At 46.9% G+C, this 25059-nt stretch carries 20 protein-coding genes; 12 read left to right on the top strand and 8 right to left on the bottom strand.

What is annotated here, in order from left to right; genetic code table 11:
• Window positions 1–9: 9 nt before the first annotated feature.
• The 3 genes from ACRD6K_RS07450 to ACRD6K_RS07440 are packed head-to-tail and all read right to left on the bottom strand — an operon-like array spanning window position 10 to window position 3479.
• A complete protein-coding gene (locus ACRD6K_RS07450) occupies window positions 10–1284 on the bottom strand; it encodes a M16 family metallopeptidase (protein WP_430972749.1) in 1275 nt (424 codons plus the stop codon).
• Window positions 1281–2519 (bottom strand): M16 family metallopeptidase, encoded by a 1239-nt coding sequence (locus tag ACRD6K_RS07445; protein WP_430972748.1) that lies wholly within the window; start codon window positions 2517–2519, stop codon window positions 1281–1283. Before ACRD6K_RS07445 ends, ACRD6K_RS07450 begins: the two co-directional genes overlap by 4 nt.
• Window positions 2520–2522: 3 nt before the next feature.
• Window positions 2523–3479, bottom strand: a complete 957-nt coding sequence (locus tag ACRD6K_RS07440) for an NAD(P)H-dependent flavin oxidoreductase (protein ID WP_430972747.1) — start codon at window positions 3477–3479, stop codon at window positions 2523–2525.
• 773 nt (window positions 3480–4252) lie between these two features.
• Here ACRD6K_RS07440 and ACRD6K_RS07435 point away from each other — a divergent pair.
• The 6 genes from ACRD6K_RS07435 (at window position 4253) to ACRD6K_RS07410 (ending at window position 10860) form a co-directional block, all read left to right on the top strand.
• The gene (locus ACRD6K_RS07435) at window positions 4253–4828 is read left to right on the top strand and encodes a signal peptidase II (RefSeq protein WP_430972746.1); all 576 of its coding nucleotides are present in this window, start codon (window positions 4253–4255) and stop codon (window positions 4826–4828) included.
• Between the two features lie 50 nt (window positions 4829–4878).
• Entirely contained in the window at window positions 4879–5637 is a 759-nt protein-coding gene (locus ACRD6K_RS07430; protein WP_430972745.1) for a DUF169 domain-containing protein, read from the top strand.
• Window positions 5638–5870: 233 nt separating this feature from the next.
• Complete coding sequence (nrfH, locus tag ACRD6K_RS07425) at window positions 5871–6443, top strand: cytochrome c nitrite reductase small subunit (protein ID WP_299576535.1); 573 nt, start codon at window positions 5871–5873, stop codon at window positions 6441–6443.
• A gap of 12 nt (window positions 6444–6455) precedes the next feature.
• Window positions 6456–7970: an ammonia-forming cytochrome c nitrite reductase gene (nrfA, locus tag ACRD6K_RS07420; RefSeq protein WP_430972744.1), complete on the top strand. Its 1515-nt coding sequence runs from the start codon at window positions 6456–6458 to the stop codon at window positions 7968–7970.
• Between the two features lie 12 nt (window positions 7971–7982).
• A complete protein-coding gene (locus ACRD6K_RS07415; RefSeq protein WP_430972743.1) occupies window positions 7983–9200 on the top strand; it encodes an alginate export family protein in 1218 nt (405 codons plus the stop codon).
• 130 nt (window positions 9201–9330) lie between these two features.
• Window positions 9331–10860, top strand: coding sequence for a PepSY domain-containing protein (locus tag ACRD6K_RS07410; RefSeq protein WP_430972742.1), 1530 nt, complete (start codon window positions 9331–9333; stop codon window positions 10858–10860).
• Here ACRD6K_RS07410 and ACRD6K_RS07405 read toward each other — a convergent pair.
• Together ACRD6K_RS07405 and ACRD6K_RS07400 are read right to left on the bottom strand one after the other, a co-directional pair.
• Window positions 10857–11609: a class I SAM-dependent methyltransferase gene (locus ACRD6K_RS07405; protein ID WP_430972741.1), complete on the bottom strand. Its 753-nt coding sequence runs from the start codon at window positions 11607–11609 to the stop codon at window positions 10857–10859. The genes ACRD6K_RS07410 and ACRD6K_RS07405 overlap by 4 nt on opposite strands.
• A gap of 194 nt (window positions 11610–11803) precedes the next feature.
• Window positions 11804–12280 (bottom strand): low molecular weight protein-tyrosine-phosphatase, encoded by a 477-nt coding sequence (locus ACRD6K_RS07400; RefSeq protein ID WP_299576525.1) that lies wholly within the window; start codon window positions 12278–12280, stop codon window positions 11804–11806.
• Between the two features lie 219 nt (window positions 12281–12499).
• On the opposite strand from ACRD6K_RS07400, the gene ACRD6K_RS07395 reads away from it, so the two are divergent.
• From ACRD6K_RS07395 to ACRD6K_RS07385, 3 genes are all read left to right on the top strand, one after another.
• On the top strand, window positions 12500–13903 hold the full coding sequence (locus ACRD6K_RS07395; protein WP_430972740.1) for an MATE family efflux transporter: 1404 nt from the start codon (window positions 12500–12502) through the stop codon (window positions 13901–13903).
• Window positions 13904–14152: 249 nt separating this feature from the next.
• Entirely contained in the window at window positions 14153–16480 is a 2328-nt protein-coding gene (locus ACRD6K_RS07390; RefSeq protein ID WP_299576521.1) for a sodium-translocating pyrophosphatase, read from the top strand.
• 191 nt (window positions 16481–16671) lie between these two features.
• A complete protein-coding gene (locus tag ACRD6K_RS07385) occupies window positions 16672–18195 on the top strand; it encodes a TolB family protein (protein ID WP_430972739.1) in 1524 nt (507 codons plus the stop codon).
• A gap of 75 nt (window positions 18196–18270) precedes the next feature.
• On the opposite strand, the gene ACRD6K_RS07380 is transcribed toward ACRD6K_RS07385, so the two are convergent.
• From ACRD6K_RS07380 to ACRD6K_RS07370, 3 genes are all read right to left on the bottom strand, one after another.
• Complete coding sequence (locus ACRD6K_RS07380; RefSeq protein WP_430972738.1) at window positions 18271–18651, bottom strand: SRPBCC domain-containing protein; 381 nt, start codon at window positions 18649–18651, stop codon at window positions 18271–18273.
• Window positions 18652–18654: 3 nt separating this feature from the next.
• Window positions 18655–20631 (bottom strand): DUF3078 domain-containing protein, encoded by a 1977-nt coding sequence (locus tag ACRD6K_RS07375; protein ID WP_299576515.1) that lies wholly within the window; start codon window positions 20629–20631, stop codon window positions 18655–18657.
• Window positions 20632–20717: 86 nt separating this feature from the next.
• Window positions 20718–21182 (bottom strand): CYTH domain-containing protein, encoded by a 465-nt coding sequence (locus tag ACRD6K_RS07370; protein ID WP_430972737.1) that lies wholly within the window; start codon window positions 21180–21182, stop codon window positions 20718–20720.
• A 353-nt stretch (window positions 21183–21535) separates the two neighbouring features.
• Between ACRD6K_RS07370 and ACRD6K_RS07365 the strand changes: the two genes are divergently transcribed.
• Genes ACRD6K_RS07365 through ACRD6K_RS07355 form a run of 3 tightly spaced genes read left to right on the top strand, consistent with a single transcriptional unit; the run spans window position 21536 to window position 25002 of the window.
• A complete protein-coding gene (locus tag ACRD6K_RS07365) occupies window positions 21536–22000 on the top strand; it encodes an NADH-quinone oxidoreductase subunit NuoE family protein (RefSeq protein WP_299576511.1) in 465 nt (154 codons plus the stop codon).
• Window positions 22001–22005: 5 nt separating this feature from the next.
• Complete coding sequence (locus ACRD6K_RS07360; protein ID WP_299576509.1) at window positions 22006–23193, top strand: NADH-ubiquinone oxidoreductase-F iron-sulfur binding region domain-containing protein; 1188 nt, start codon at window positions 22006–22008, stop codon at window positions 23191–23193.
• A gap of 18 nt (window positions 23194–23211) precedes the next feature.
• Window positions 23212–25002, top strand: coding sequence for an NADH-dependent [FeFe] hydrogenase, group A6 (locus ACRD6K_RS07355; RefSeq protein WP_299576507.1), 1791 nt, complete (start codon window positions 23212–23214; stop codon window positions 25000–25002).
• The last annotated feature ends 57 nt before the right edge of the window (window positions 25003–25059 follow it).

Below are 25059 nucleotides of genomic sequence, written 5' to 3'. Positions count from 1 at the left end.
TGGCTGCGCTTATGCACCGGCAACAACCGTATAAAAATCTTCTTGCTGAAGATATTTTTGGGCCAGTGCCTGCAAATCGGCCGGCTGAATCGTTAGCAAGGTTTGATAGTATTGCTCATAAAAACGATGATCGAGCCCAAAATCGGCCACCGCCTGAAACGATTGCGCCTGGGCAAACGGTCCGTCAAAGTCACGTACAAATTCACCCAGCAAGTACTGACGCACGCGGTACAACTCTGCCTCCGAAACCAGTTCTTCGCGCAGTTTCTTCATTTCCAAAAACACCTCGCGAATGGTAGCTTCTTCGTAGGATTGATCTGTTTCGGTAGCAATCACCCAGTAACCAGCTTCTTTCAGCCCCACCACTGAGGAGCCAATGCCGTAAGTGTAGCCTTTCTCTTCCCGAATATTGGCCATCAGCCGCGAACTAAAGTAGCCTCCCAAAAGCGTATTCAACACCTGCAAGCCCAGGTAATCCGGATGATCCTTTTTCACCAGTAAACGACCGATGCGAATGGCAGACTGAATGGCTTCCTGCTTCACCACCCGCTGCTCTTTTTGGCTTGAAGGCTGAACAGAGAACCGACGAGAATCAAGCGCCAGCCCTTGCCAGTCGTTATCTCCAAAATGCTTATCCAACAAGTCGATCAGGTTCGGGTCTGTTTTTCCGGAAGCCAGAATCCGGCAATTTTCCGATCGGTAATGACAAGCATAAAAGCCCAGCAAATCGCCACGGGTAATGGCTTCAAAATCCTTCAGCTGCACGGTTTGTGCATACGGATGCTCATCGCCGAACAAAACCGAGGAAAACTTCTTTTGACACAATACTTTCACTTTTTCATTTTCCAGCAAAAAGCGCTGCTTCCGACGACGGATCATAGTTTCCACCTCATGCGCTTCCATTAGCGAGTGCTTGACCAGATCTTCGACAACCGGCAGCAACTTGGGCAAATGCTTGTTCAAGCTAATCAGGCTGATCACTCCTTGATGATGATCAACTGCAAACTGAATGTAGGCCCCATGAAAATCCATAATTTCAGCCAACTGTGCCCCTGAATAATTCAGGCTGCCCTCCTGCAGCATCGCATTGCTCAGCGCCGCCTGCAGAGGCTTGTTTTCATACCACAAGCCAGCGTCGAAACAAAAATCAAGCCGGGTAACTTCCTGCGTGCCGGCATTTAAAATATGAACCGGAAGTCCGTTGCTCAGCCGGTTGGTGTCCGGAACCAACATATCCGGTTTTCCGGTTTCACTCACCGGAGGTTGTATGGTGCGATCGATCATTTCTTTGCTAAATAATTTAATTGAGAACAATTGGTTTCCTGAAATAACTCCTGCGCCTGCAACATCAAATCAGCGCTGCTTATTGAACGGTAAATCACCATCTGCTCGTTGATTCGTTCAGCCCGGTCAATATTTTCAAAGTTGGCCAGCTCCTGGGCCATATTCAAGTAGTTCATTTGCGAATAGACCAGGTTGGCCTCCAGCTTATTCTTCACCTTTTCCAGTTCAACAGCCGACACCAACTCCTGCTGCATGTGCTGCAGCTCCTTCCAGATGGCAGCTTTGGCCTGGGGGATTGTAACGCCCTCGGCCAACTTGCCGGAAACAATGAACAAGCCCGGATCGTGATCGCCCGACACGTAAGCATCAAGCTCAACAAACAGCTTTTCTTCCTTCACCAAGCGCTGATACAAACGCGAACTATTTCCATTCGACAACACATCCGAAATCAAATCGCAAACATAGTAGCCACGCTGCCGGCGGTCAGGCATATGAAAAGCCAGGTACAACGCTGTATCCGGCACATCGCGTTCAACCGTCATCTCCCGAAACTCCTGCTGCCTGGGTTCCTGCGGAATAGGTGCCTTGTTCACATTTCGGTTCGGAATATCGCCAAACCACTTGTTGGCCAGCTTCAGACATTCCTCCGGATCAACGTGCCCACTCAGAATCAGCACCGCATTGTCGGGCGCATAAAACCGATAGAAGAAAGCTTTGACCTCTTCCAGGCTGGCATCGGCAATGTGACTGATTTCCTTCCCAATGGTTTGCCACTGGTAAGGGTGTACCTTATAGGCCAACTCTCGCAGCAAAGGCCATACATCACCATAGGGCTGATTCAGGTTACGCTGCTTAAACTCTTCAATCACCACATTTTTTTGCACATTCAACTTTTCTTCCGAGAAATCCAGCTCCAACATGCGGTCCGACTCCAACCAAAAGCCTGTTTCCAGGTTTTCCTTCGGAAGGGTCAGGTAATAATTGGTCAGATCATTGGTGGTATAAGCATTGTTTTCACCGCCGGCGTGCTGAAGTGCATCATCGTAATCCGGGATGTTTTTGGTTCCGCCAAACATGAGGTGTTCAAACAAGTGGGCAAAGCCAGTTCGTTCCGGATTTTCATTTTTGGCCCCAACATGGTAACACACATCCAAAGCCACCATGGGCGTTGAATAGTCGGGGTATACAATTAACTGAAGCCCGTTGTCGAGCTTATATCGTTCAAATTTGATCATAAATTAAAATGAGAAATTAGCACCATCAACAAGATCGCGGCGCACTTGTTCATACTCCGAAATTAAGCGTGTCATCACTTCCTCCACCGTAGGAATATCGCTTAACTGAGCAGCCACCTGCCCGATTTCCAACTCACCTTCATCCAGGTTTCCTTCAAACATGCCCAGTTTAGCACGTCCTTTTCCCAATAAACGATTGAGTTCTTCGGCATCAGCCCCACGAAGCTCAGCTTCATTCACCAGCTTGAAAAATTCATTTTTGATAAGACGTACGGGAGCCAGCTTTTTCAGCGACAGCTTAGTGCCACCCTCTCCCAGCCCAGCCACCAGTTGCTTGAAGTTTTCATGTGCCGACGACTCCCTGGTCAGTGCAAAGCGCGACCCAATCTGCACACCGTCAGCTCCCAACGCCATGGCTGCCAACATGGCTTTTCCGCTACCAATGCCACCGGCAGCCAGCAGCGGAAGCTTCGTTGCTTTCCGAACCGAAGGAATCAGGCTAAGGGTCGTGGTTTCTTCGCGCCCGTTGTGTCCCCCGGCTTCAAAGCCTTCGGCAACAATGGCATCAACGCCGGCTTCTTCACATTTTTGGGCAAAATACGAGCTGGCAATCACATGAGCCACAATGATACCCCGTTCCTGCAACCACTTCGTCCACTTTTTCGGACTACCAGCCGAGGTAAACACGATGGGTACCTTTTCGGCCACAATCACCTCCATAATATCCTCCAGCTGCGGATACAGCATGGGGACATTTACCCCGAAAGGTTTATCGGTGGCTTGCCGGGTTTTCCGGATGTGTTCCTGCAATGTTTCGGGGTGCATGGAACCGGCGCCCAGCAGGCCCAATCCGCCCTGATTGCTAACGGCTGAAACCAACCGCCAACCACTACACCAAACCATTCCGCCCTGAACAACAGGGTATTTTATCCCAAACAACTGGGTAATTCTATTTTGCATGCTTGTCTTTCTTTCGTGTTTTCAACCAGTAGCCGCTACCGGTTTTTATTGAAAATGCAAAGGTAGCACAAATGATGGGAACTGAATACCGGGTGCTGGATGGTCATATAGTTGTCATTGATAAGGTGCCTCAGCACATTGCGGAACCTAAAACTTGAAACAGCAAAAAGGTCATTTGATGGTCATTGGTAGTCATTTTACTGCCAGTAATTAGATGACCTCCCGGCTACCCCTCAACCAAGTAGAAAACAAAAAGAAACAGGCTGGCTGAGGCTCGGCTAAGTAGAAAACAAATAAAAACAGGTCGGCTGAGGCTCAGCCGCAAACATTTTTTTTCGTCCCGCGCAAAAAATTGAAGCATACCAAGCAGAAAGGCAACAAACGGTGGCGGATGACCAAAAAACCAGCCGGAAATGGAAAAATCCGGGTTGTGTCCCATTTCTGGCTGGTTTTTGGCAATTCCGTTCGGTTTGATCACTTTTCCGGACGGTTTGGTTGCATTTCCGTGTAGTATTGTGGCTTTTCCAGCTGGTTTTTCTCATTTCCAGACGGTCGGAGCTCAATCCGGATTGGTCTGCTTGCAATTCCGGGAGGTCGAAGCTAATTCTGGATAGAAGAAATCAAAACCGGTTGCCCCCTGTTTTCCAGGAAACCCCAAGTACTGCTTTACGCTCCGGCTAAGCCAAAAAGTTTTACAGCATAAAAACATAACTTCTTTCATCGTTTTGTTTTACTAACTTGCTCAACCCGTTGAATCCAAACAATGAGTTAAAATGAAAACACAAGCTATTCTAATCTGGATTCTGGTACTAATAGTTATTGACCAATCGATTAAAATTATAATCTTCAACTTTTACGGAGATACTCATTTTGAGATTATCCCTTTCCTGCTCGAATTTAAACCAACGTTTAATATCAAGCACAGTTGGGTCAATACCCTACTAAACCAAATCGGGATAAATATTGGATTAGTGCCACACGTCATTTTATTCGTGGCAATAGGAATTACAACTCCGATCTATTTCTCCTTTTTCAGAAGCAAGATCTCTTCTGACAAAAAACTCGTAGATCTGGCAACTATATTTATAATGGCTGCCGTAGTTTGTGCCTTACTTGGAAACTTAGCATGGGCAAGAGGAACTCTTGATTATATCTACCTAAAGCCCTTATTCGTTTTCGATTTAAAAGATGTATACATCGATTTTGGTCTTGCAGCATTTTTAATCTACGCCTTCAAGAACAAGAAGGAATTAGAGTTAGCCACAAAAGTAAAAGCAAAAGATGTGTTCATGGAAACAATTGATCGATTACGACATACCAGACGAAAAGGCCAAACGCCCCATCAATAACCGGAAGAGACAAATTACCGTTGAACAACCTAAAAACATGGAGGTATACGATGAATAGCAAACTGATTGAAGCCTTGAGACTAAAAATGCAACCGGTGGCAGTAATCCATACCGACGATAAACCGGAAGATGGACTTCATTTTAAAGAAGGAAGCGTACGCGGCTGTGTGGCTGCCATGCTGGTGTCATCAAGCAAGAAAAACCGCCTGGCCTATTTTGACCGAAAATCCTATGGTTGTCCGGGTGGAGGCACCGGGCTGGGCTTTGGCAATTGCTACGGGCACTTCCCCATCGACTGTCTGCTTTCTACCGGCAACAAGGAAATGGCCAACCAAATGGGCCCAGCAGGGTCGTTGATGCTGGAAGGTGAACGCTTTTACAAAAATCCGGAACTGGCCAGAAAATGGGTTGATTCACTCCCCATGACCGATATTCCAACCCAATATGTGGTGTTTAAACCCTGGGAACAACTCACCGAGCAGGACAAGCCTGAGCTGCTCATCTTCTTTGCCAACGCCGACCAGCTATCGGCCCTGGTGGTTATGGCTGATTATAATCGTGGAACCAATCAGCACGTAACGGCGCCCTTTGGAGCAGCCTGTCAATCCATACTCTATGGCTACGCCGAAGCCAAAAAGGAAAATCCCGGCGGGGTAATTGGCTTTTTTGATATTTCGCAACGCTCTATTGTTGATCGGGAAACCTTAACCTTCACGGTTCCATTCCGATTGTTTCAGGAAATGGAGGCCAATGTGGAGGATAGTTTTCTGGAAATGCACGCCTGGAAAAAACTACAGGAACGGCAGTGATCGATTGGCTTTTCCCAGAAACAACAACTCTTGTCAGCCCAAGTTACTGATCAAAAATATAGTCCACCATACTCTTGATCCGACAGCTGGCAGACCACTCGGTCTGCCAGCTGTCGGATACCCCGGCTAAAAACCAAAACTTTTTTTACTGTTTTTTAGCCATTTGTAACATTGGTTACAACCTTAACGGATGTGGTTACGTAGTTTTAATCATATAAAAAACACTATCAACTATGATCCGAAACCTACAGCCTCCTGCCAAGTGGAAAATTCCGGTCATCCTTGCATTGGGCGTTTTTACGGGCCTTTTTTTCCTTTCCCTTTACTTTTCCAAGGCCCACTCCTATTTGTCCAACGACCCGAAAACCTGTGTCAACTGTCACCTTATGGCCCCACAGTATGCCACCTGGAACCACAGTTCGCATCGCGAAGTAACCAACTGCAACGACTGCCACGTGCCGCACGACAATGTTTTTAACACCTACTATTTTAAGGCCAAAGACGGACTGCGTCACGCCACGATCTTCACGCTTCGCAAAGAGCCCCAAGTCATTTTCATTAAAGAAGAAGGTGCCGAAGTGGTTCATCAAAACTGTGTGCGTTGCCACGAAAATCAGCTGTTGGATGCCCGGCACAACAGCCTTGTAGCCAACTATGAATCGCACCGAACCGATCGCAAATGCTGGGAATGTCACCGCGAAGTGCCGCACGGCCGTGTCAACAGCCTGTCGAGTACGCCTTATGCGCGGGTGCCACTTCCCGAAAGCCCGGTACCGGAATGGATAAAAAAATTAGATCTCAACTAAAAAACCAATCATATGAAATCATTAAAATCAACGATCGAGCAAAAGCCAATTATTGGTTGGCTACTTTTCCTGATTACCATACTTATTGTATTTCTGCTGGGCTTACTGGCCTCCTCCATCATGGAACGCCGCGCCGAAGCCAGCTTTGTCAATGTTCCTCAAGTCACGCTATCCGAATTTGAACCGCGCAATGAGCTGTGGGGCGAGAATTTCCCACGCGAATATCAGTCCTACTATCAAACGGCTGACACCAATTTCCGGAGCAAATACAACGGCAATACCATGATCGACATGCTGGAAGAAGACCCGCGACTGGTGGTGCTATGGGCCGGTTATGGTTTCTCCAAAGACTATAACCAGGGGCGCGGACATTACTATGCCATAGAAGACATTCAGAAAACACTGCGTACCGGTGCTCCTAAAAACGCCAATGAAGGCCCCATGCCATCCACCTGCTGGACCTGTAAAAGTCCGGATGTTCCGCGTTTGATGGAAGAACATGGCGTAGCCGAATTTTACAAAGGGAAATGGGCCAGGCTGGGAGCCGAAGTGGTTAACACCATTGGCTGTGCCGATTGCCACGATCCAAAAACCATGAACCTGCGCATTACCCGTCCGGCACTGGTTGAAGCCTTCGAAAAAATGGGTAAAGACGTTAACAAAGCGTCGCACCAGGAAATGCGTACGCTGGTTTGCGCCCAGTGTCATGTGGAATATTATTTCAACAAAGAGACTGTTGAAGGTGCCCAGTACCTCACTTTCCCATGGGCAAAGGGCTTAACCGTTGAAGATGCCGAGGCCTACTACGACGAAATGGGCTTTAGCGACTGGACGCATGCCCTTAGTAAAGCTCCCATGCTGAAAGCCCAGCATCCGGGCTACGAACTGTTTCAACAGGGTATTCATGCCGAACGCGGCGTATCCTGTGCCGATTGTCACATGCCGTATAAGTCTGAAGGAGGCCAAAAGTTTACCGACCACCACATCCAGTCTCCCCTCAACAATGTCGCCAATTCCTGCCAGGTATGTCATCGGGAAGAAACCGCTACCCTGATCAAAAACGTATTTGACCGTCAGGATAAAACCATTAAAAACCGCGACAAGCTGGAGGAACTGCTCGTTCGGGCACACCTGGAAGCCCAAAAAGCCTGGGAACTGGGAGCCAACGAAGCAGAAATGGAGGCCATCTTAATGGGCATTCGTCATGCCCAGTGGCGTTGGGATTATGCTGCAGCCTCGCATGGCGGATCGTTTCATGCCCCGCTGGAAACCAGCCGGATTATTTCTACCGGAATCACCATTGCCCAGGAAACCCGGATCAAACTGGCACGCCTGTTAGCCACCAAAGGTTTTGATGAAGAGCTCCCCTATCCTGACATTTCCACCAAAGCCAAAGCGCAGGCTTTTATTGGCTTGGATATGGAAAAGGAGAATGCCGAAAAGGCTGACTTCATGGAAAACGTTGTTCCTGTTTGGCTCGAAGCAGCTCAGCAGCGCGAAGATTCATGGGATGTGGTTAGAAACTAAAAACACCGAAAAATGAAAAAATATTGGACCGGCTGGCTTCTGCTTGGCTTCATTGGCTTGTCAACACCTGCATTTGCCCAATTTTCGTTAAGTGGTGAATTTCGCCCCCGAACCGAACTGAGTCACGGCTACAAAAGCCTGGCCAACAGCGACCAGGATGCTTCCCTCTTTACTGCCCAGCGTACCCGCCTGAATGCACGTTACCAATCGGATAAGCTGGTAACCTTGCTGGTTTTACAGGATGTGCGTACCTGGGGCAGCCAGGCTCAACTGGTGGGCAATGAAGATTATGCCACATCGGTTCATCAGGCCTGGGCTGAAGTCTTTTTCACCCCGGAATTCTCCATGAAAGCCGGACGCCAGGAGCTGATTTATGACGATCACCGGATTTTTGGAAACGTGGGCTGGGCACACCAGGCCCGCTCACACGACCTGGCCATCTTCAAATACGAAAGTGACATCCGTCTGCATCTGGGGCTGGCACATCAGGAAAACTCGAACCCGGCCAACAACCTTTTCGACGGAAATGATGCCTACAAAGACCTTCAGTTTGTGTGGTTCAACAAAAAATGGGACGAAGCCAGCCTCAGCCTGCTTTGCCTGAACAATGGCATTCCTGAAAACACCGAGGACGGACAAGAAGTGAACTACAGCCAAACCCTGGGAGGGCACGCCACTTACCAACTTGGCAACTTCAACCTGGCCGCCAATGTTTACCTGCAAACTGGTAAAACGGGCACAGGGGACGACCTTAGCGCTTACAACCTGCTTTTTGAAGCTACCTGTCCGCGCGGCATTACCTGGGGTTACGAGCGACTGTCGGGAACGGCTTACGATGATCCCAAAAACAAGTCGTTCACTCCCCTTTACGGGACCAATCACAAGTTTAATGGTTTTATGGATTATTTCTACGTGAGCAACCATGCCAACAGTGTCGGGCTCAACGACGTGTACGCCAAGTACAATTATGCCAAGGATAAGCTAAGCCTGAACGCGCACCTGCACTACTTTTCGGCGGCAGCCAAAATTTCTGCAGATGCCTCCAACTACCTGGGCACTGAACTTGATTTGGGCGCAGGGTGGAAAATCAGTCCGGAAGCACAAATCAGTGGCGGACTGTCGTGGCTATTTGCCGGAAAAAGCATGGAGCTGATCAAAGGTGGCGATCATTCCACCTCCAACTACTGGGGCTGGCTGATGCTGAGTGTCACACCCAATTTCATCAAGTAAAACAGAAAGGCAAAAAACAAGGTGCTGCCCAACTGGTTTGTAACATTCGTTACAGAACGGTTGGGTAGCATTGTTTAATTTCACGGCTAATGAATTAAAAAGCACCCCAACTCCTCCAAAACGGCCTTTTATGAAACACAAAAACAAGTCACTCAAACTGTTCCGAAAGCTCCACAAATGGCCGGGGATCATTATAGCACTTCTGGCCATTTTATTCGCTTCATCCGGCATTGTCATGAATCACCGCCCCCTGTTCTCTTCGGTAGATGTTAAACGCAGTTGGCTGCCGGAAAGCTACCACTACCAAAACTGGAACCAGGCTGCCGTACGAGGTGGCTTGCCGCTTGATTCAAGCCGTTTTCTGATCTTTGGGAATGTGGGCATCTGGCTGCAGGAAGACACCATCTTCAGCAGTTTTAACCAAGGTTTTCCCCGAGGAATTGACCAGCGAAAAACCTATCAAGTGGTTTCGTTTCAGAATCAACAGCTCTTTGCAGCCACCCATTTTGGCCTTTATCAGCGTAGCCTAAAAGAGGAGCATTGGCAAAAAATTCCGCTCCCCATCCAGGAAGAACGGCTCACCGATGTATTTATCAAAGATGACAGTCTGATGGTTTTAAGCCGACACCACCTGCTCAAGTCGGCTAATGGGCAGACGTTTGAAGTTGTTCAACTGCCAAAGCCCGAAGGCTACAAACGGGAAACGGGGCTGTTCAAAACGCTCTGGAACCTGCACAGCGGTGAACTTTTTGGTTTTGGAGGCAAACTTTTCGTGGACCTATTGGGCATAGTTACCATCCTGCTGGCCATTAGCGGACTGCTACACTTTTTCTTTCCTAAACTGGCCAAGCGACGCCGTGCCAAACAAAAAGACAACACCCGGCTAACAGCTGCCCGGCGGCTAAACCTGCGCTGGCACAATGTAGCAGGATATCTGTTTATCTTCTTTTTGCTGTTAAACACCACAGCCGGCATGTTTTTGCGACCTCCGCTTTTAATCCCTATTGCCAGCACCAAAGTTGGGCTTATTCCGGGCACCCACCTGGATAACCCCAACCCTTGGTTCGATAAACTACGCCGGGCACAATGGAACGAATCATTAAAAAGCTATGTGTTTTCTACTTCGGATGGTTTTTACCTGGCTGATGAAAGCTTGCAACAACCGTTACAAAAAGCTCCGGTGCAACCACCGGTTAGTGTCATGGGCTGCAATGTTCTTGACCCCATCAGCGCTACTCAATACCTGGTAGGCTCATTCAGCGGGCTCTTTATCTGGGACTTAAAAAATCAGCTGGTATTGGACGCCTTCAGCCTCAAGCAGCCCCGGGCAAGTACGGGACGCCCCATTTCAAACCATATGGTTGCCGGGTATTTTGAACGAAATGCTCAGGAACATTATTGGTTTGACTACAACCGTGGCATGCAAAGTTTTGAAGGGCACCAACCACCGACCATGCCTGACCAAGTCCTTGAACAAACTCCCATGTCGCTTTGGAATACCGCCTTGGAAATTCATACCGGACGAATTTTTGAACACCTGCTTGGGCCCTTCTACATTCTCTACGTCCCGCTATCGGGTCTGTGCCTGCTCATGGTTCTGCTAAGTGGTTTCCTGATTTGGTGGAAAGCCTACCGAAAAACAAAGAAAACGAATCGCTAAGAGGCGGATCGTTCAGCAGAAACAACCAATGGCAGATGATTTCCTCCGTAGGGCTTTTTACTGAAATCAGCGTAGTACTTCATTCGCTCAAAGCCATTGTATTCAAGCAGCGTATGCAGGTCGTGCTTGCGCAAGGGCAACAAGCGCGAGGCATGAAACAGCGATTCGCGGCTACTTTTGATAACCAGTTCCGTATTGAAAATGATCTTTTCGCCGGCCGTTTCCGGAAGGTCATATTTACGGATGAAGCTGATCTTTGGCCCGTCAATCAAAGGAAGTTCATCAACCTCATGTTCCAGAATATAATCGTAATTGAGGATTTGAATCATTAATTTAGCGCCCGGTTTCAACACTTTAGCCATTCCTTTCAAAAATTGGCTGACTTCCTCAATGGAGTCCAGATGAACAAGGGTATTCCCAAAACACAAGGCTGCATCCAGGGTCGATTCTTCAGCAAACGAATCCACTTCCAACATGTTTGCCGTTTTGAAATCCAGCGTCGGAAAATGGTTTTCCTTTTGTGCAATGGCGATCATTTCTTCATTCAAATCAATAGCGGTAACCTGCGCACCAAGAGTTGCCAGTCGATTGGCCAATTGCCCGGTCGAACAGCCAATATCCAGAATCTTCTTTCCATCAAGCTTATTTAGCCCAGCTTGCACAAAATCAACCTGTTTTTCGTTTAAGGGAAATATCTGGTTGTAATAGTTAGCGATAGAAGAGTAAAAAATTCCTTGGTCAATTTTCATAATATATGTGGTTTATTTTGATTGTTTATGAATTAGAAACTGCCAGCCCAACATCATTTTGGCATACACTTCACAGAACAAGTGATTTGAACAAAAGTTTCATTTCAAAACAACATCTGCGACAATCCGGTGAGGATCAACACAAAACGCTTCAACATATCAGCATCGCGAAAAACAACAGGCTAAAACAAAGCTCATTTCTGAAGTTCGTTTAGCAGCCCCCGACAGGTATCTTCCAAAATGTCAAGCACCAGCTCAAAGCCGTCAGCACCTCCGTAATAAGGATCGGGAACAGAATGATGGCCATTAAGCGTCGCAAAATCAGTCATCTTATGAATTTTTCGAAGATCGTCGAGGTTACGTGCCATTTTTTTCAAGTCCCACACATTGTTGTCATCCATCCCGATGATATAATCAAAGGCATCGAAATCCGCTTTCGGATTGACCGGCCGTGAAATTGAAGTCAGGCGGTATCCTCTCCGAATGGCATGTCCTTGCATCCGTTTGTCGGCGGGCTCTCCCTCATGATAAGCCGTGGTTCCTGCCGAATCGCATTCAATCTCCTGCTCCAGGCCATTTTCTTCCAGAAGGTAATTAAAAACAGCCTCCGCACTGGGCGACCGACAGATATTTCCTAAACAAACAAAAAGTACCCTCTTCTTCTTCTCCATACAACCAATTTTTAGAGTAACATCGTCCGGTTTGTAAGCCACAAAGCGCAGGAACGATGCATGTGCTTGACTAATTTATTTTAACAAAAAAAACAAAAGCAGTCATCAAAAACAAACGGCCTAAGCCTTTTCGCTAAACCGTTAAACCAATTGCCACGCTTTAAGAAAACAAAGAGCTGAAAAACAATAAGATTAACGACTTTCCCAAATTTAGACATTTTGATTTCAAAATTAAAATCCAGAGATTTGCATTCTGTTTTTGAGCCCATGAGAGATTTTACTGTTGGCAGCGAAGCCAAAATTATCCTGAATTTTTCAGTTCCCCTGGTTATTGGAAATTTATTTCAAAACCTCTACAACATCATCGATAGTATTATTGTGGGGAACTATCTGGGCAAAGAAGCACTTGGAGCGGTTGGCGCTTCATTCCCAATAATATTCACCTTAATTTCATTGGTCATTGGTGTGGGCTCAGGCGCATCTACAGTGGTTTCGCAATACTTTGGCGCCAAACAGATGGACCAGGTACGTAAAACCATTGATACCATATTCATCTTCTTTTTGGCGTCTTCACTCGTTGTTTCAAGCCTTGGCATTTATTTCAGCGAGGCCATTTTCAAATTGCTGCAACTACCCGCCAGCTTGATGCCCGAAGCTGTAACCTACATGAGTATTTACCTGCTGGGTATGTTTTTCTTTTTCGGGTTTAATGGAATTACCTCTATTCTCCGGGGCATGGGCGATTCAAAAACTCCCCTCAACTTCATGATCCTTTCCACTTTTCTGAATATTGCGCTGGATCTTCTGTTTGTTATCGTTTTCAAATGGGGAATTGCGGGGGTCGCTTTCGCAACAGTTATTGCCCAGGCCATGGCCTTTTTTTCTGCCACCTGGTATCTGAACAAAAAGCATCCGGTAATAAAATTGAGGTTTCGCAAATATCTTTTCGATCGCGATATTTTTAAAAGCTGTGTACGCATTGGACTTCCAACGGGCTTTCAACAATCTTTTGTCGCTTTTGGAATGATGGCCATCATGGGCATTGTGAATGGCTTTGGCGTGAACGCGGTAGCTGCCTATTCCGCAGCCATTCGTATTGACTCTTTTGCCAAGATGCCTGCCATTACATTTTCTTCGGCATTGTCGAGTTTCACGGGGCAAAACCTGGGCGCCTTTCGCGAAGACCGGGCTAAAAAGGGATTGAAAATAACGCTGGTCTTTTCGCTGATCTATTCCATATTCATTTCGCTGGTCATTATCTTTTCAGGCCAGTACCTCATCCAGCTTTTCACAGCCGACGAAGGCGTTATTGCCATTGGACAGGACTACCTGGTCATTATCTCATCATTTTACCTTTTACTGGCGGTGATGTTCACCTTTACCGGTTTTTTACGCGGAGCAGGCGCAACCTTTATTCCCATGCTAACCACGCTCACCTCCTTGTATGTGTTCCGGATTCCCCTGGCCTATTTCCTTTCCGAGCACCTGGGGGTCAATGGCATTTGGTGGGCCGAACCAGCCGGATGGACAGCAGGCACCGTCATTCTGATCATTTATTACCTGAGTGGCAAATGGCGCGGCAAAGCCGTGGTGCAAAAGCCACATGACGATGATCCAGTCTAAAGCCACCGCACGACACAATCAAATTAACAGCATTTTCCTTAGAATGCTTTCAAATTACAAGCAATCAATCTCCACTCCTTTAAATCTCAATTTATCAGCTTATCTTTAATCATACGAAAAAGAACAGACAGCCTGTCCTAAAACATTTATTGAAATCCTTTAGGAACATCAATATTTATTACTTTCAAAGCTGTCATTTGTATACTAACGCATACTAACCGCAACACTGTTGCAATAAATTGATAACTTATGAGTAATATTTTCTTTATTGTTCCACTTGCATCCATACTTGCCTTGGTCTTTGCCTGGATATTTTTCAAGTCAATGATGAAAAACTCGGAAGGTACCGACCGTATGAAAGAAATCGCACAGTATGTGCGAGAGGGTGCAATGGCCTATTTAAAAAGACAGTACAAAGTAGTGGCTATTGTTTTTGGTATTCTGTTTATTCTGCTTACTATCATGGCCTACTTTAACGTTCAAAACCCCTTTGTTCCAGTGGCCTTTTTAACTGGTGGTTTTTTCTCCGGTTTATGTGGTTTCCTGGGAATGAAAACAGCGACTTTTGCATCCGCACGTACCGCTCATGGGGCTTCACAATCACTCAACAAAGGGCTTCAGGTAGCTTTCCGCAGTGGCGCCGTTATGGGGCTGGTGGTTGTAGGCTTTGCCCTGCTCGACATTGCGGCCTGGTTTCTGATCTTAAATGAATGGGTTTACACTCCCGAACACATGAGTAACGGGCTGCATTTTCTGGGGCTGAACTTTGTTCATGCTCACCCGGAATACGTGGTGAACGGCGTTTTAACCGAAGCCGGAACACGCACCAAGCTGATTGAAATTACTGTTACCATGCTTACCTTCGGAATGGGAGCTTCCACACAAGCCCTTTTTGCCCGTGTGGGTGGTGGAATTTACACCAAAGCAGCCGACGTAGGCGCTGACCTGGTTGGTAAAGTTGAGGCAGGAATTCCGGAGGATGACCCACGTAACCCAGCTACCATTGCCGACAATGTGGGTGACAATGTAGGCGATGTTGCCGGTATGGGAGCCGACCTTTATGAGTCGTATGCCGGATCGATTCTGGCAACAGCTGCCTTGGGAGCTTCACTCCCCGCATTGGTTCTGCGCGATGCCGGGCTTGATCCTTTTCAGGCTGTACTGGCTCCGATGATTGTTGCTGCCATCGGAATTATCCTCTCCATTCTCGGAATTTACATGGTACGCACCAAAGAATCGGCCACCCAAAAGAACCTGTTGAATGCCCTGCTCCTGGGAACAGGTGGCAGCTCGGTACTGATTCTTCTGGCGATGGTTGGGCTTACCATGCTTGGTTGGGTCACCTGGGGAGTTTTCTGGGCCGTAGTCATTGGTCTGGCTGCCGGTGTCATTATTGGACAAGCTACGGAGTATTTCACATCGGACGAATACGGACCAACCAAAGGAATTGCCAAACAAGCACAACAAGGTCCAGCCACTACCATTATTGACGGCCTGGCCGTGGGCATGTATTCAACCTGGATTCCGGTGGTTACCATCGTGCTTGGTATCATGGGCGCCTTTTGGGCTGCCGGCGGTGCCAGCCACTTTGCCATGGGCGTTTACGGAATCGGCTTTGCTGCCGTAGGAATGCTTTCAACCCTGGGGATTACCCTGGCAACCGATGCCTTTGGCCCAATTGCTGACAATGCGGGTGGAAACGCTGAAATGGCCGAACTCGACCCTCAGGTTCGCGAACGGACCGATGCGCTCGATATGCTGGGTAATACCACAGCAGCAACCGGAAAAGGTTTTGCCATTGGCTCCGCAGCGCTTACTGCCATGGCTTTGATATCGGCCTACATGGAAGAAGTACGCTTGTGGTTTGATAAAATAGCCAAAGCCGGTGAAGGATTTGTCACCAAAGGACAGTATGTTTTTTACAATGATGTAGCTCCTGCCGTAGAAGAAGGTGTTCAAGCCATTAAAATTTCCAGCGCTACAGTTAAAGACTTCTCTTCAGCTTACGACATTACCCTGTTCAATCCCTTGTTTCTAGGTGGCTTATTCCTTGGTTCCATGATGGCTTTTGTTTTCAGTGCCATGACCATGAAAGCCGTAGGACGTGCTGCTGGCGCTATGGTAGAAGAAGTCAGACGTCAGTTCCGCGAGATCAAAGGAATTCTGGAAGGAAAAGCGACTCCGGAATACGCCAAGTGTGTTGAAATTTCCACCATTGGCGCTCAAAAAGAAATGCTGCTTCCCTCTCTGGTTGCCATCATCGTTCCTGTGGTTGTTGGTGCAACAATGGGTGTGGCCGGTGTTATTGGCCTGCTGGCTGGTGGATTAACCTCCGGATTTACGCTGGCCGTTTTCATGAATAATGCCGGTGGCGCATGGGACAATGCCAAGAAATTCATTGAAAAAGGAAATTACGGTGGAAAAGGAAGCGAAGCCCATAAAGCCGGCGTCGTTGGCGACACTGTTGGCGATCCGTTTAAGGATACTTCCGGTCCTTCTCTGAATATCCTGATCAAACTGATGACCATGGTTTCGGTTGTCATGGCCGGATTAACCGTTACGCTTAGTTTATTGTAATTGAAGTCAAACATTACCTGATAGCAAGCCCTGTGAGGATTGACTCACAGGGCTTTTTCTTACCCCAACACGCCAAATAAAATCGTTTCAGCAACCAATTGACGTAAACTAACTGGTAATCAAAAATTCATCTGGAAAAAGGAGAATACTTTTCTATCTTTAAAGAACTAAACCATTCAATCCTAAGCACAATGAAACTTACCTTGATCTTTCTTTTCAGCTTAACGCTAAGCAGCTCTTTGGCGCAAAACGCCATCGGCATTTTCTCTTCTCATCAGGACATTGGGAATCCGCAACTTGCCGGGGATGCCATTTACGACATTGAGGAGCAAGAATACAGGCTAAGTGGGTCGGGCTATAACATTTGGTTCGAGCGCGATGAATTTCACTTTCTTTACAACAAGCTGGAAGGTGATTTCATTTTAACAGCCAATTTTGCCTTTGAGGGAGAAGGCGTTGATCCACACCGAAAAGTGGGCTGGATGGTGCGTGCTTCCGAGGCAGAAAACGACGTTCATTGCTCAGCCGCTTTACATGGCGATGGCTTAACCGCCATGCAATGGCGCCAACAGCAGGGAGCATCGATGCAAAACACAGCAAGCGAACTTCATGCCCCCAAACCCCACTACCAAATTCTGCAACTGGAGCGTAAAGGAAAAACCCTGATTTTTCGGGCAGCCCATCCGGGAGAACCACTTCAGCACATTGGCAGCCAATCCCTGGAAAATTTGCCCGACAAGGTTTTGGGCGGCCTGTTCATCTGCTCGCACCAGCCGGAGGTGATTGAGAAAGCCCGGATATGGAATGTCCGTATAGACCATCCGGTGGACAATAATTACAATCCGGGAGAAGCTGGCTGGCTTGGCTGCCGGCTTGAAACGCTGGATGTTTTCAGCGGCAAACGCAAAATCGTTTATGAATCCGGTGATCGCTTTGAAGCCCCCAACTGGATGCCCGACGGCCAAAAGCTACTTTTCAATAGCAAAGGCTTACTCTATACCATTCCGGTGAAAGGAGGAACCCCTCAACAACTGAACACCGGCTTTGCTAACCGCAACAACAATGATCATGGGATTTCGTTTGACGGAAAACTATTGGCCATCAGCCACCACCGCGAAGGAATGCCCGGAGGTGGATCCACTGTTTATGTATTGCCTCTTGAAGGTGGACCCCCGCAATTGATTACTGAAGAAACGCCCTCCTACTGGCATGGCTGGGCCCCAAACAATGAAGAAGTTGTGTATGTTGCTCAGCGCAACGGAAGCAGCACCTACAACATCTACAAAAACTCCATCAGCGGAGGGCAGGAAGTTGCGCTTACCGACAATAAACCAGGCGAGCATGTGGATGGCTGCGAGTACTCACCCGATGGGAAATACATCTATTACAACGGCAGTCAATCGGGCACCATGCAAATTTGGCGAATGAAACCGGATGGCAGCGATAAAGAACAAATTACCTTTGATGAATACAACGATTGGTTCCCTCATATTTCACCGGATGGAAAATGGATCGCATTCATCTCCTTTCCGCCCGACATTGAATTTAATTCGCACCCTTCGTACAAACGGGTAATGCTCCGCTTGATGCCCACCTCGGGAGGCGCTCCACGGGTGATAGCCTATCTGTATGGCGGACAGGGAACCATTAATGTGCCATCGTGGTCGCCCGACAGCAAACACCTCTCGTTTGTAAGCAATTCGGGAAAACAATGATTCTCCGGACATAAAAAAGGCAGGTTGTTTCACTATTGAAACAACCTGCCTTTTTAGTCCAGCCTTCTGAAACGATTACTCTTCAAAAAGCTGATTCAAGGCATCAAAGTAATCCTCTTTCCAGCCTTCTACAATATTGTCGTATGCATCATCCGGAATGTTGGTATGCACAACTTCCATGCTTGTTCCTTCTCCGTCTTTATGCAGTTTGATAGTGACAATGGAAGGTTCATCTTGTTCTCCAAAATACCACTCCTGTACCAACTTGTGGTCTTTGACAAACTCCAGATTTTTGCCGCAGATACTGCCATCCCAAAGCGAAAACTCAGTTCCTGCTTTTTCTTCCATGACCACCTCTTCACCAGTCCAGATTTCAAGCATGATCGGATTCGTCAATGCATTGTATACATCAGCCGGATCAGCTGTCAATCGAAAGTATTTTTTATAATTCTTCATTCGTTAATTTACTTTTTCTCTGCGGAAAATCCGCTTATTCAATTTATAGGTAAACCCGATCGTAACAAACTCTTTTATCTGCCACCTTGGCTCTAAAATCGGATTGCCGGAAGCATCTTCTCCTACATTAAACTTGACATTATCGTCAAAGATAAAATGAATCTGCATCCGAAGGTTCATAAAGTCATTCAATTTCATGAGCAAGTTGTTTTCCCAATCCACATCGAAATTGGAAAATGGTGCATTGTAATTGATGAACATTTTATACTTCATCTGGTAAGTAATGTCAGGAGCAATATCCGCCTTGAAGAATACATCAGCGTTCAAACCAGGCTCCCAATAGCGCCTTTTGCCTTCTTCAATGCCGTACTTCGTTTCATCAATATTAGCCGTATCGCGCACATAAACCGTTTTAGAGGTGAAAGGCGAAAGGAACAAGGAGAAATTGTTGTTGGGCTTATAATCCAAACCAACCTTAATCAAGGTTTTTGCAGGGGATAAGAAGCCCGATATTTTATTGTCCCGGTCCGGGTACTTATACCCGTTGAAAAGCTGAGTCTGGAAATCGAGCTCCGAACTGTAGTACCATTTTTTGAAGGCACTTAAACCAAATCGTGAGGTGAACTCAAACTTATCATCATTCTTCTGGATTTTATCTTCGGAAGGTTTCAGCCACCCGTTACGAATCTCGATGGAGTTAGCCCACTTCACCTTGCCTCGCGAATAGTTGGCGTAACCTTTTAAAATCATCAAACTGGACAAGGAACCCGCTCCTTTTTTCCAGTATTTGTTGACCGCAGTTTGCGTAAAACCAATGGTTCCATCGCCTCCCAGCACCCAAGGGGTGGTAATCTGATAGCGCTTATCGATTTTTCGCAGGTTGCTTTCCGGCTCAAACTGGTCAAAATTAAAGTCTTTGGTTTGCTGGGCGGAAAACCGTTTCAAGGTAACCGCATCATCAATAAAAATCTGCATCGAGTGCTTGCTGGTGTTATGAATCCGAATGCCCAGCGAGTCTTTCTGCTCATTCTTCAAAAACATCCGAGCGTATCGCGATCCATCATTGCGCAAAACCACGTGAGTTGAGTCTCCCTCGCTGTTTTTCACCCACACATCAATCGGCGCATTCTCGGCATAATGAACAAGCACATCAATCATATGCCCAATGGAATCGTTCACCGTCTGCATCACTTGGTTGTTGTATTGCTCCAACACCCGGTAATTATGAATTTGAATTGAATCGACCAACTGCGCTTTAGCCCGCTGAGTATATTCCTCAACGTACTGATTGCGATAGGCCGTGGAAATTGAGTCGACGTAATGCTGCAAGGCCCTGCTGTTGTATTGTATCCGGGCAGTTTCCAGCAAACTGTTTTTAGCGCTGTCCAGGCGTTGTAAACGTTTAAAATCAGCCGGACTGCTTATCAACGAATCCGGAATCACATCATAGCCTTTCAAGCTATCCGGAATGACCACGAGCGAATCCCGCAGCAAAACCTGAACATCTCCAGGTTCGAGCAGCTTCACTTTTTCATTCATGTTCACCATCAACTCCTCCGGAACAGCAATTTGATCTTTTACAATGGTGCTTTCGATGGAACGCTCCAGCCGTTGCAACTTCTCGTTCAGTTCCGGCTGCGCCACATAACCCTCCACATTCAAACTGTCTGAAACCTGCGCTGGTGATCGATAGAAAAAGGCCCCTTCGTGCCACTCCCGGTAAGTTTGTATCCGGTTTAAAATTGTGTCTATTTTCTCATCTTCCGCAAAATGAACCAAGCCCTTCAAGCTTCTAAAAAGTTCTTCATTCCGCGGATGCCAGTTATTTTGTTTTTCCAGAAAATAATTGAGGTATTCAACGCTAAGTTCAACAGAATCGACTTGCGAATTATTTGCTTTTCTAGGCCAATTATTGGCGCTAACATTTAAACAACCAATTATCAAGAAAAAAATAACTGGAAGTAATAATCTGCTCTTCATGAATAAAAAGGTTTATTTGGCTTTACAATCAAACGAAACTTGATACAAAATCTTGTGCTGGACTATCAAAAACTGAGCCAGAATAACTATTTCCACTTAGTATAGGGGTGCTGGGCCAGGTACGAATTGTGGTACTGAACTTGTCCGGTCACTTCTTCCCGGACCCATTCCGGCAAGCTAATCTCTTCATCTTCACTTGAAAGCTCAATCTCAGCCAGTACTAATCCTCCGTTAATCCCTTCAAAAAAATCCACTTCCCATGTACGACCATCAACAACAATATAATGCCTGACCTTTTCAATTGGGGAATGTACCGCCAATTTGGCCAGTTCGCGAGCATCTTTCACCGGAATCGGGTACTCAAATTCCTTCCGGGCAATTCCAACCATCTTCCCCTTGATTGTCAGGTAAGCCTGATCATCAGCGATACGCACCCGAATGGTTCGCTCCGGATCGGTTTGCAGATAAGCCTGCATCATATTAATCTTCTGACTTGCTTGCGGAAGGAGCTGCTCATTCACCAAAAACTTCCGTTCAATTTCCAGGGCCATAATCATTCAATTTTTAAACAAAAGTAAAAGACCTGACGAGATTAAAAGAATAGAAAACAAAAGATTTTCAAAACCACCTCCACTCTTAATTGAATGTAAACTTATTGCCTATTTAGAATCGTTCTAATCGCAAACGTAAAATTATGCTGAAAAACACCTTTTACACCAAACATCCTGATAAAAGTCTTCTGATTATCTTATTCAGCTTCCGTAAATTTATACTGAATTGAATAAATGATCTCTCTAACGTAAGCTTTTTTCATTTGATCAACCCAAGACCCGGCCTTCAATCAGGCGTTCTGAAACAACAAGTTACCATCAGCCAAAACAAATCACTTCTAATTTTACACGGTATGACTCCAATACACGATTTAATAAAAAAACTAGCCAATGAACATGGCCGAAACCGCCGCAACCTGCTCCCTATTCTTCAGGGCGTTGTTGAGCAGGAAAAGTATCTGTCCGAGCATTCCATGATTGAAATTGCCCGGGAGCTGAATCTTTCTGCCGCCGACGTTTATGGCACAGCTACCTTTTACTCTTTCCTGGAACACCAAAAAATGGGCACCTACATTATTCGGGTTTGCAAAACCATTACCTGCTCCATGAAAGGCAAAAACCAGATTCTGCTTACCATTCAGGACATGCTTAAGGTTGGCCTGGGTGAAACGACCTCCGACGGGAAGTTCTCCTTATTGCAAACCAACTGCCTGGGATGGTGCCATAAAGCACCGGCCATGCTGATCAATAACGAAGTTTATACGGAGCTAACGCCTGAGTCGGTAAGAGAGATTTTAAGTCAATACCTCAAAAAATAAAAAACATGGTTGCATCATCCTATCAACTAAAACGTGCTGATTTTATCTTCAAAAATGATAACGACTGGGAACGAATTCTGGATAAAACACTTAAGCGACCGCCTCAGGAACTGATTAACGAATTGATGAGTTCGGAGTTAAAAGGTCGTGGCGGGGCCGGTTTTCCAACGGGATTAAAATGGAAGCTGACCGCCGAAGACCCATCGGACGAAAAGTTTGTAATTTGCAATGCTGATGAAGGAGAGCCCGGCACTTTTAAAGACCGGGAGATTCTGTCTAAAGTTCCTTACAAAGTACTGATGGCCATGGCTGTTTGTGGCTACGTCATTGGTTCATCAAAAGGATACATCTACTTACGGGGCGAATATAAGTTTCTGGTTCCCGAGTTAAACAAGGCCATTCAGGAATTTGAGTACTACTGCAAAGAAGTTGGGCACGACTTTTCAATCCAAATCTTTCTGGGAAGCGGCGCTTACATCTGCGGCGAAGAAACCGCTCTTTTTGAGTCGATGGAAGGCAAGCGAGGCGAACCCCGCAACAAGCCTCCCTACCCGACTTCCAATGGGTACCTTGGAAAAGCAACAGTGGTTAACAATGTGGAAACCCTGGCGCACACCTTTACCATTTTTAAGTATGGAGCAAAAAAGTTTTATGATCTCGGCGTTCAGTATTCCCGGGGCTCCAAACTGTTTTCGGTTTCCGGAGATACTCCCAAGCCCGGCATCTATGAGCTGGAACTGGGAATGAGCCTGCAGGATTTTGTGCATGAATTTGGCGATGGCGACACCAAGGCCGTTCAGGTTGGCGGAGCTTCCGGCTTTTTGGTTCCCCGTAAGCGGTTCGATAAAACAACCATTGGCTACCGCGGCAAACTAACCGGAATATCGCTTCCCACAGGGGGCTCTATGATGCTTTACAACAGTTCCCGTTCGATGTACAATGTGCTGGACAATTACCTGGAATTCTTCCGCGAAGAGAGTTGTGGGCAATGCACGCCTTGCCGGGTCGGATGCCAACAACTGCATAGCGGAATAAAAGCTGTTAAGCGTGGCGAAAAACCGGCCCAATACCTCGACAAGCTTCTGAAGCTGACCGAAACAATGCAACTAACGGCCAAGTGCGGACTGGGACAGTCAGTAGCCAACTCATTTAGCTCCATTGTTGAGAATTTCCGGGAAGAAATGATTTACTAATTCCAAAAGAACAGGAAGATGAACACGAAAATAAATGTCACAATCAACGGATTTCAACTTGAAGTAGAAAATGGAAAAACCATTCTCGAAGCCGCCAACGAAGCCGGTATCAACATTCCAACTTTATGCTACCACAAAGATTTATGCATTGCGGGTAATTGCCGGGTTTGTATGGTCGAAGTGTCGGGCCAAAAACGTCTGGCCGCTGCCTGTGCCACCCCCTGCGAAGAAGAAATGGAGATCCAAACAAACAGCCTGAAGGTCCGGAATTCACGCAAACACATCATCGAATTATTACTTTCGGAACACAATGCTGACTGCACCAAATGTTATAAAAACGGCAATTGCGAGCTACAGGAACTGGCTTCCGAATATAAAATTATGACCCAGGATTTTCTGCGCCTGGCCCCCATGAAAAACTATACCATCGACCAGTTCTCGCCATCCATCATTAAAGATGACAGCAAATGCATCCGCTGCCAGCGCTGTGTGCGCACCTGCGCCGAACTGCAAGGAGTAAACGCCCTGACCGTTGCCTACAAAGGCGATGAAATGAAAATTGCCACCTTCTTTGAAAAAGCCATGAATGACGTGGTGTGTACCAACTGCGGACAATGCATCAACCACTGTCCTACCGGTGCCCTTGTAGAACGGAACTACATTGAAGAAGTGTGGGATGCCATTGCTGATCCGAACAAACACGTGGTGGTTCAAACAGCTCCAGCCGTGCGTGTAGGCCTGGGCGAAGCCTTGGGAATGGACATAGGAAGCCGTGTAACCGGAAAAATGGTTACGGCCCTGAAACGACTGGGATTTAGCTCGGTTCTGGACACGGATTTTACCGCCGACCTGACCATTATTGAGGAAGGCACCGAACTGCTTAACCGGCTACGGAAAACGCTTCAGGACAAGGACACCAATGTGAGGCTTCCTCTGGCTACGTCATGTTCGCCCGCCTGGATCAAATACATCGAACACCAATACCCGGAGCTGCTGGATAATCTTTCCACCTGCAAGTCTCCCCAACAAATGTTTGGAGCCCTGGCTAAAACGTACTATGCCAAAGCCCGAAAAATTGATCCCGATAAAATCGTTTCAGTGTCAATCATGCCGTGCACAGCTAAAAAGTTTGAAGCCAACCGTCCGGAGATGCACGACAGCGGCTACCGCGATGTTGACTATGTGTTGACGACCCGCGAGCTGGCCATCATGATAAGACAAGCCGGTATCGAATTTCAAAAGCTGCCGGATAATAAGTTCGACCGACTGATGGGCGAATCAACCGGTGCGGGCGTCATCTTTGGTGCAACAGGCGGCGTTATGGAAGCTGCCCTGCGCACGGCTTACGAATTGGTAACCGGACGCGAAGTACCTTTCGACAACCTCAACATCACTCCCGTTCGCGGGGTAGATGGCATACGGGAAGCGTCCATAAAGATTGAAAAACCACTAAAAGAATGGGCTTTTTTAGATGGCGTTGAACTGAAATGTGCCGTAGCTCACGGGCTTGTCAATGCCAAAACCGTAATGGATGCCGTAAAAAATGGAACAAGCAGTTACCATTTTATCGAAATTATGGCTTGTCCCGGAGGCTGCCTGGGAGGTGGAGGTCAACCAATTCCAACAAGCCCGGAGATTCGTCAAAAACGTATGGAAGCCATTTATGCCGAAGACGGAGCTATGCCACTACGCAAATCGCATGAAAACCCGGAAGTGCTGAAAATCTATCAGGACTTTCTGGGTGAGCCGTTGGGGCCAAAGTCACATCATTTGCTACATACCAAGTACATACCACGAGAACGGTTTTGAAGCAAGCAAAAACCACTTCATCTTTCAGAAGTGGTTTTTATTTTCAGAATGTTCTGC

This window comes from Sunxiuqinia rutila, assembly GCF_050589705.1.
GTDB lineage: Bacteria > Bacteroidota > Bacteroidia > Bacteroidales > Prolixibacteraceae > Sunxiuqinia > Sunxiuqinia rutila.
This window is presented reverse-complemented; position numbering and strand designations above follow the sequence as displayed.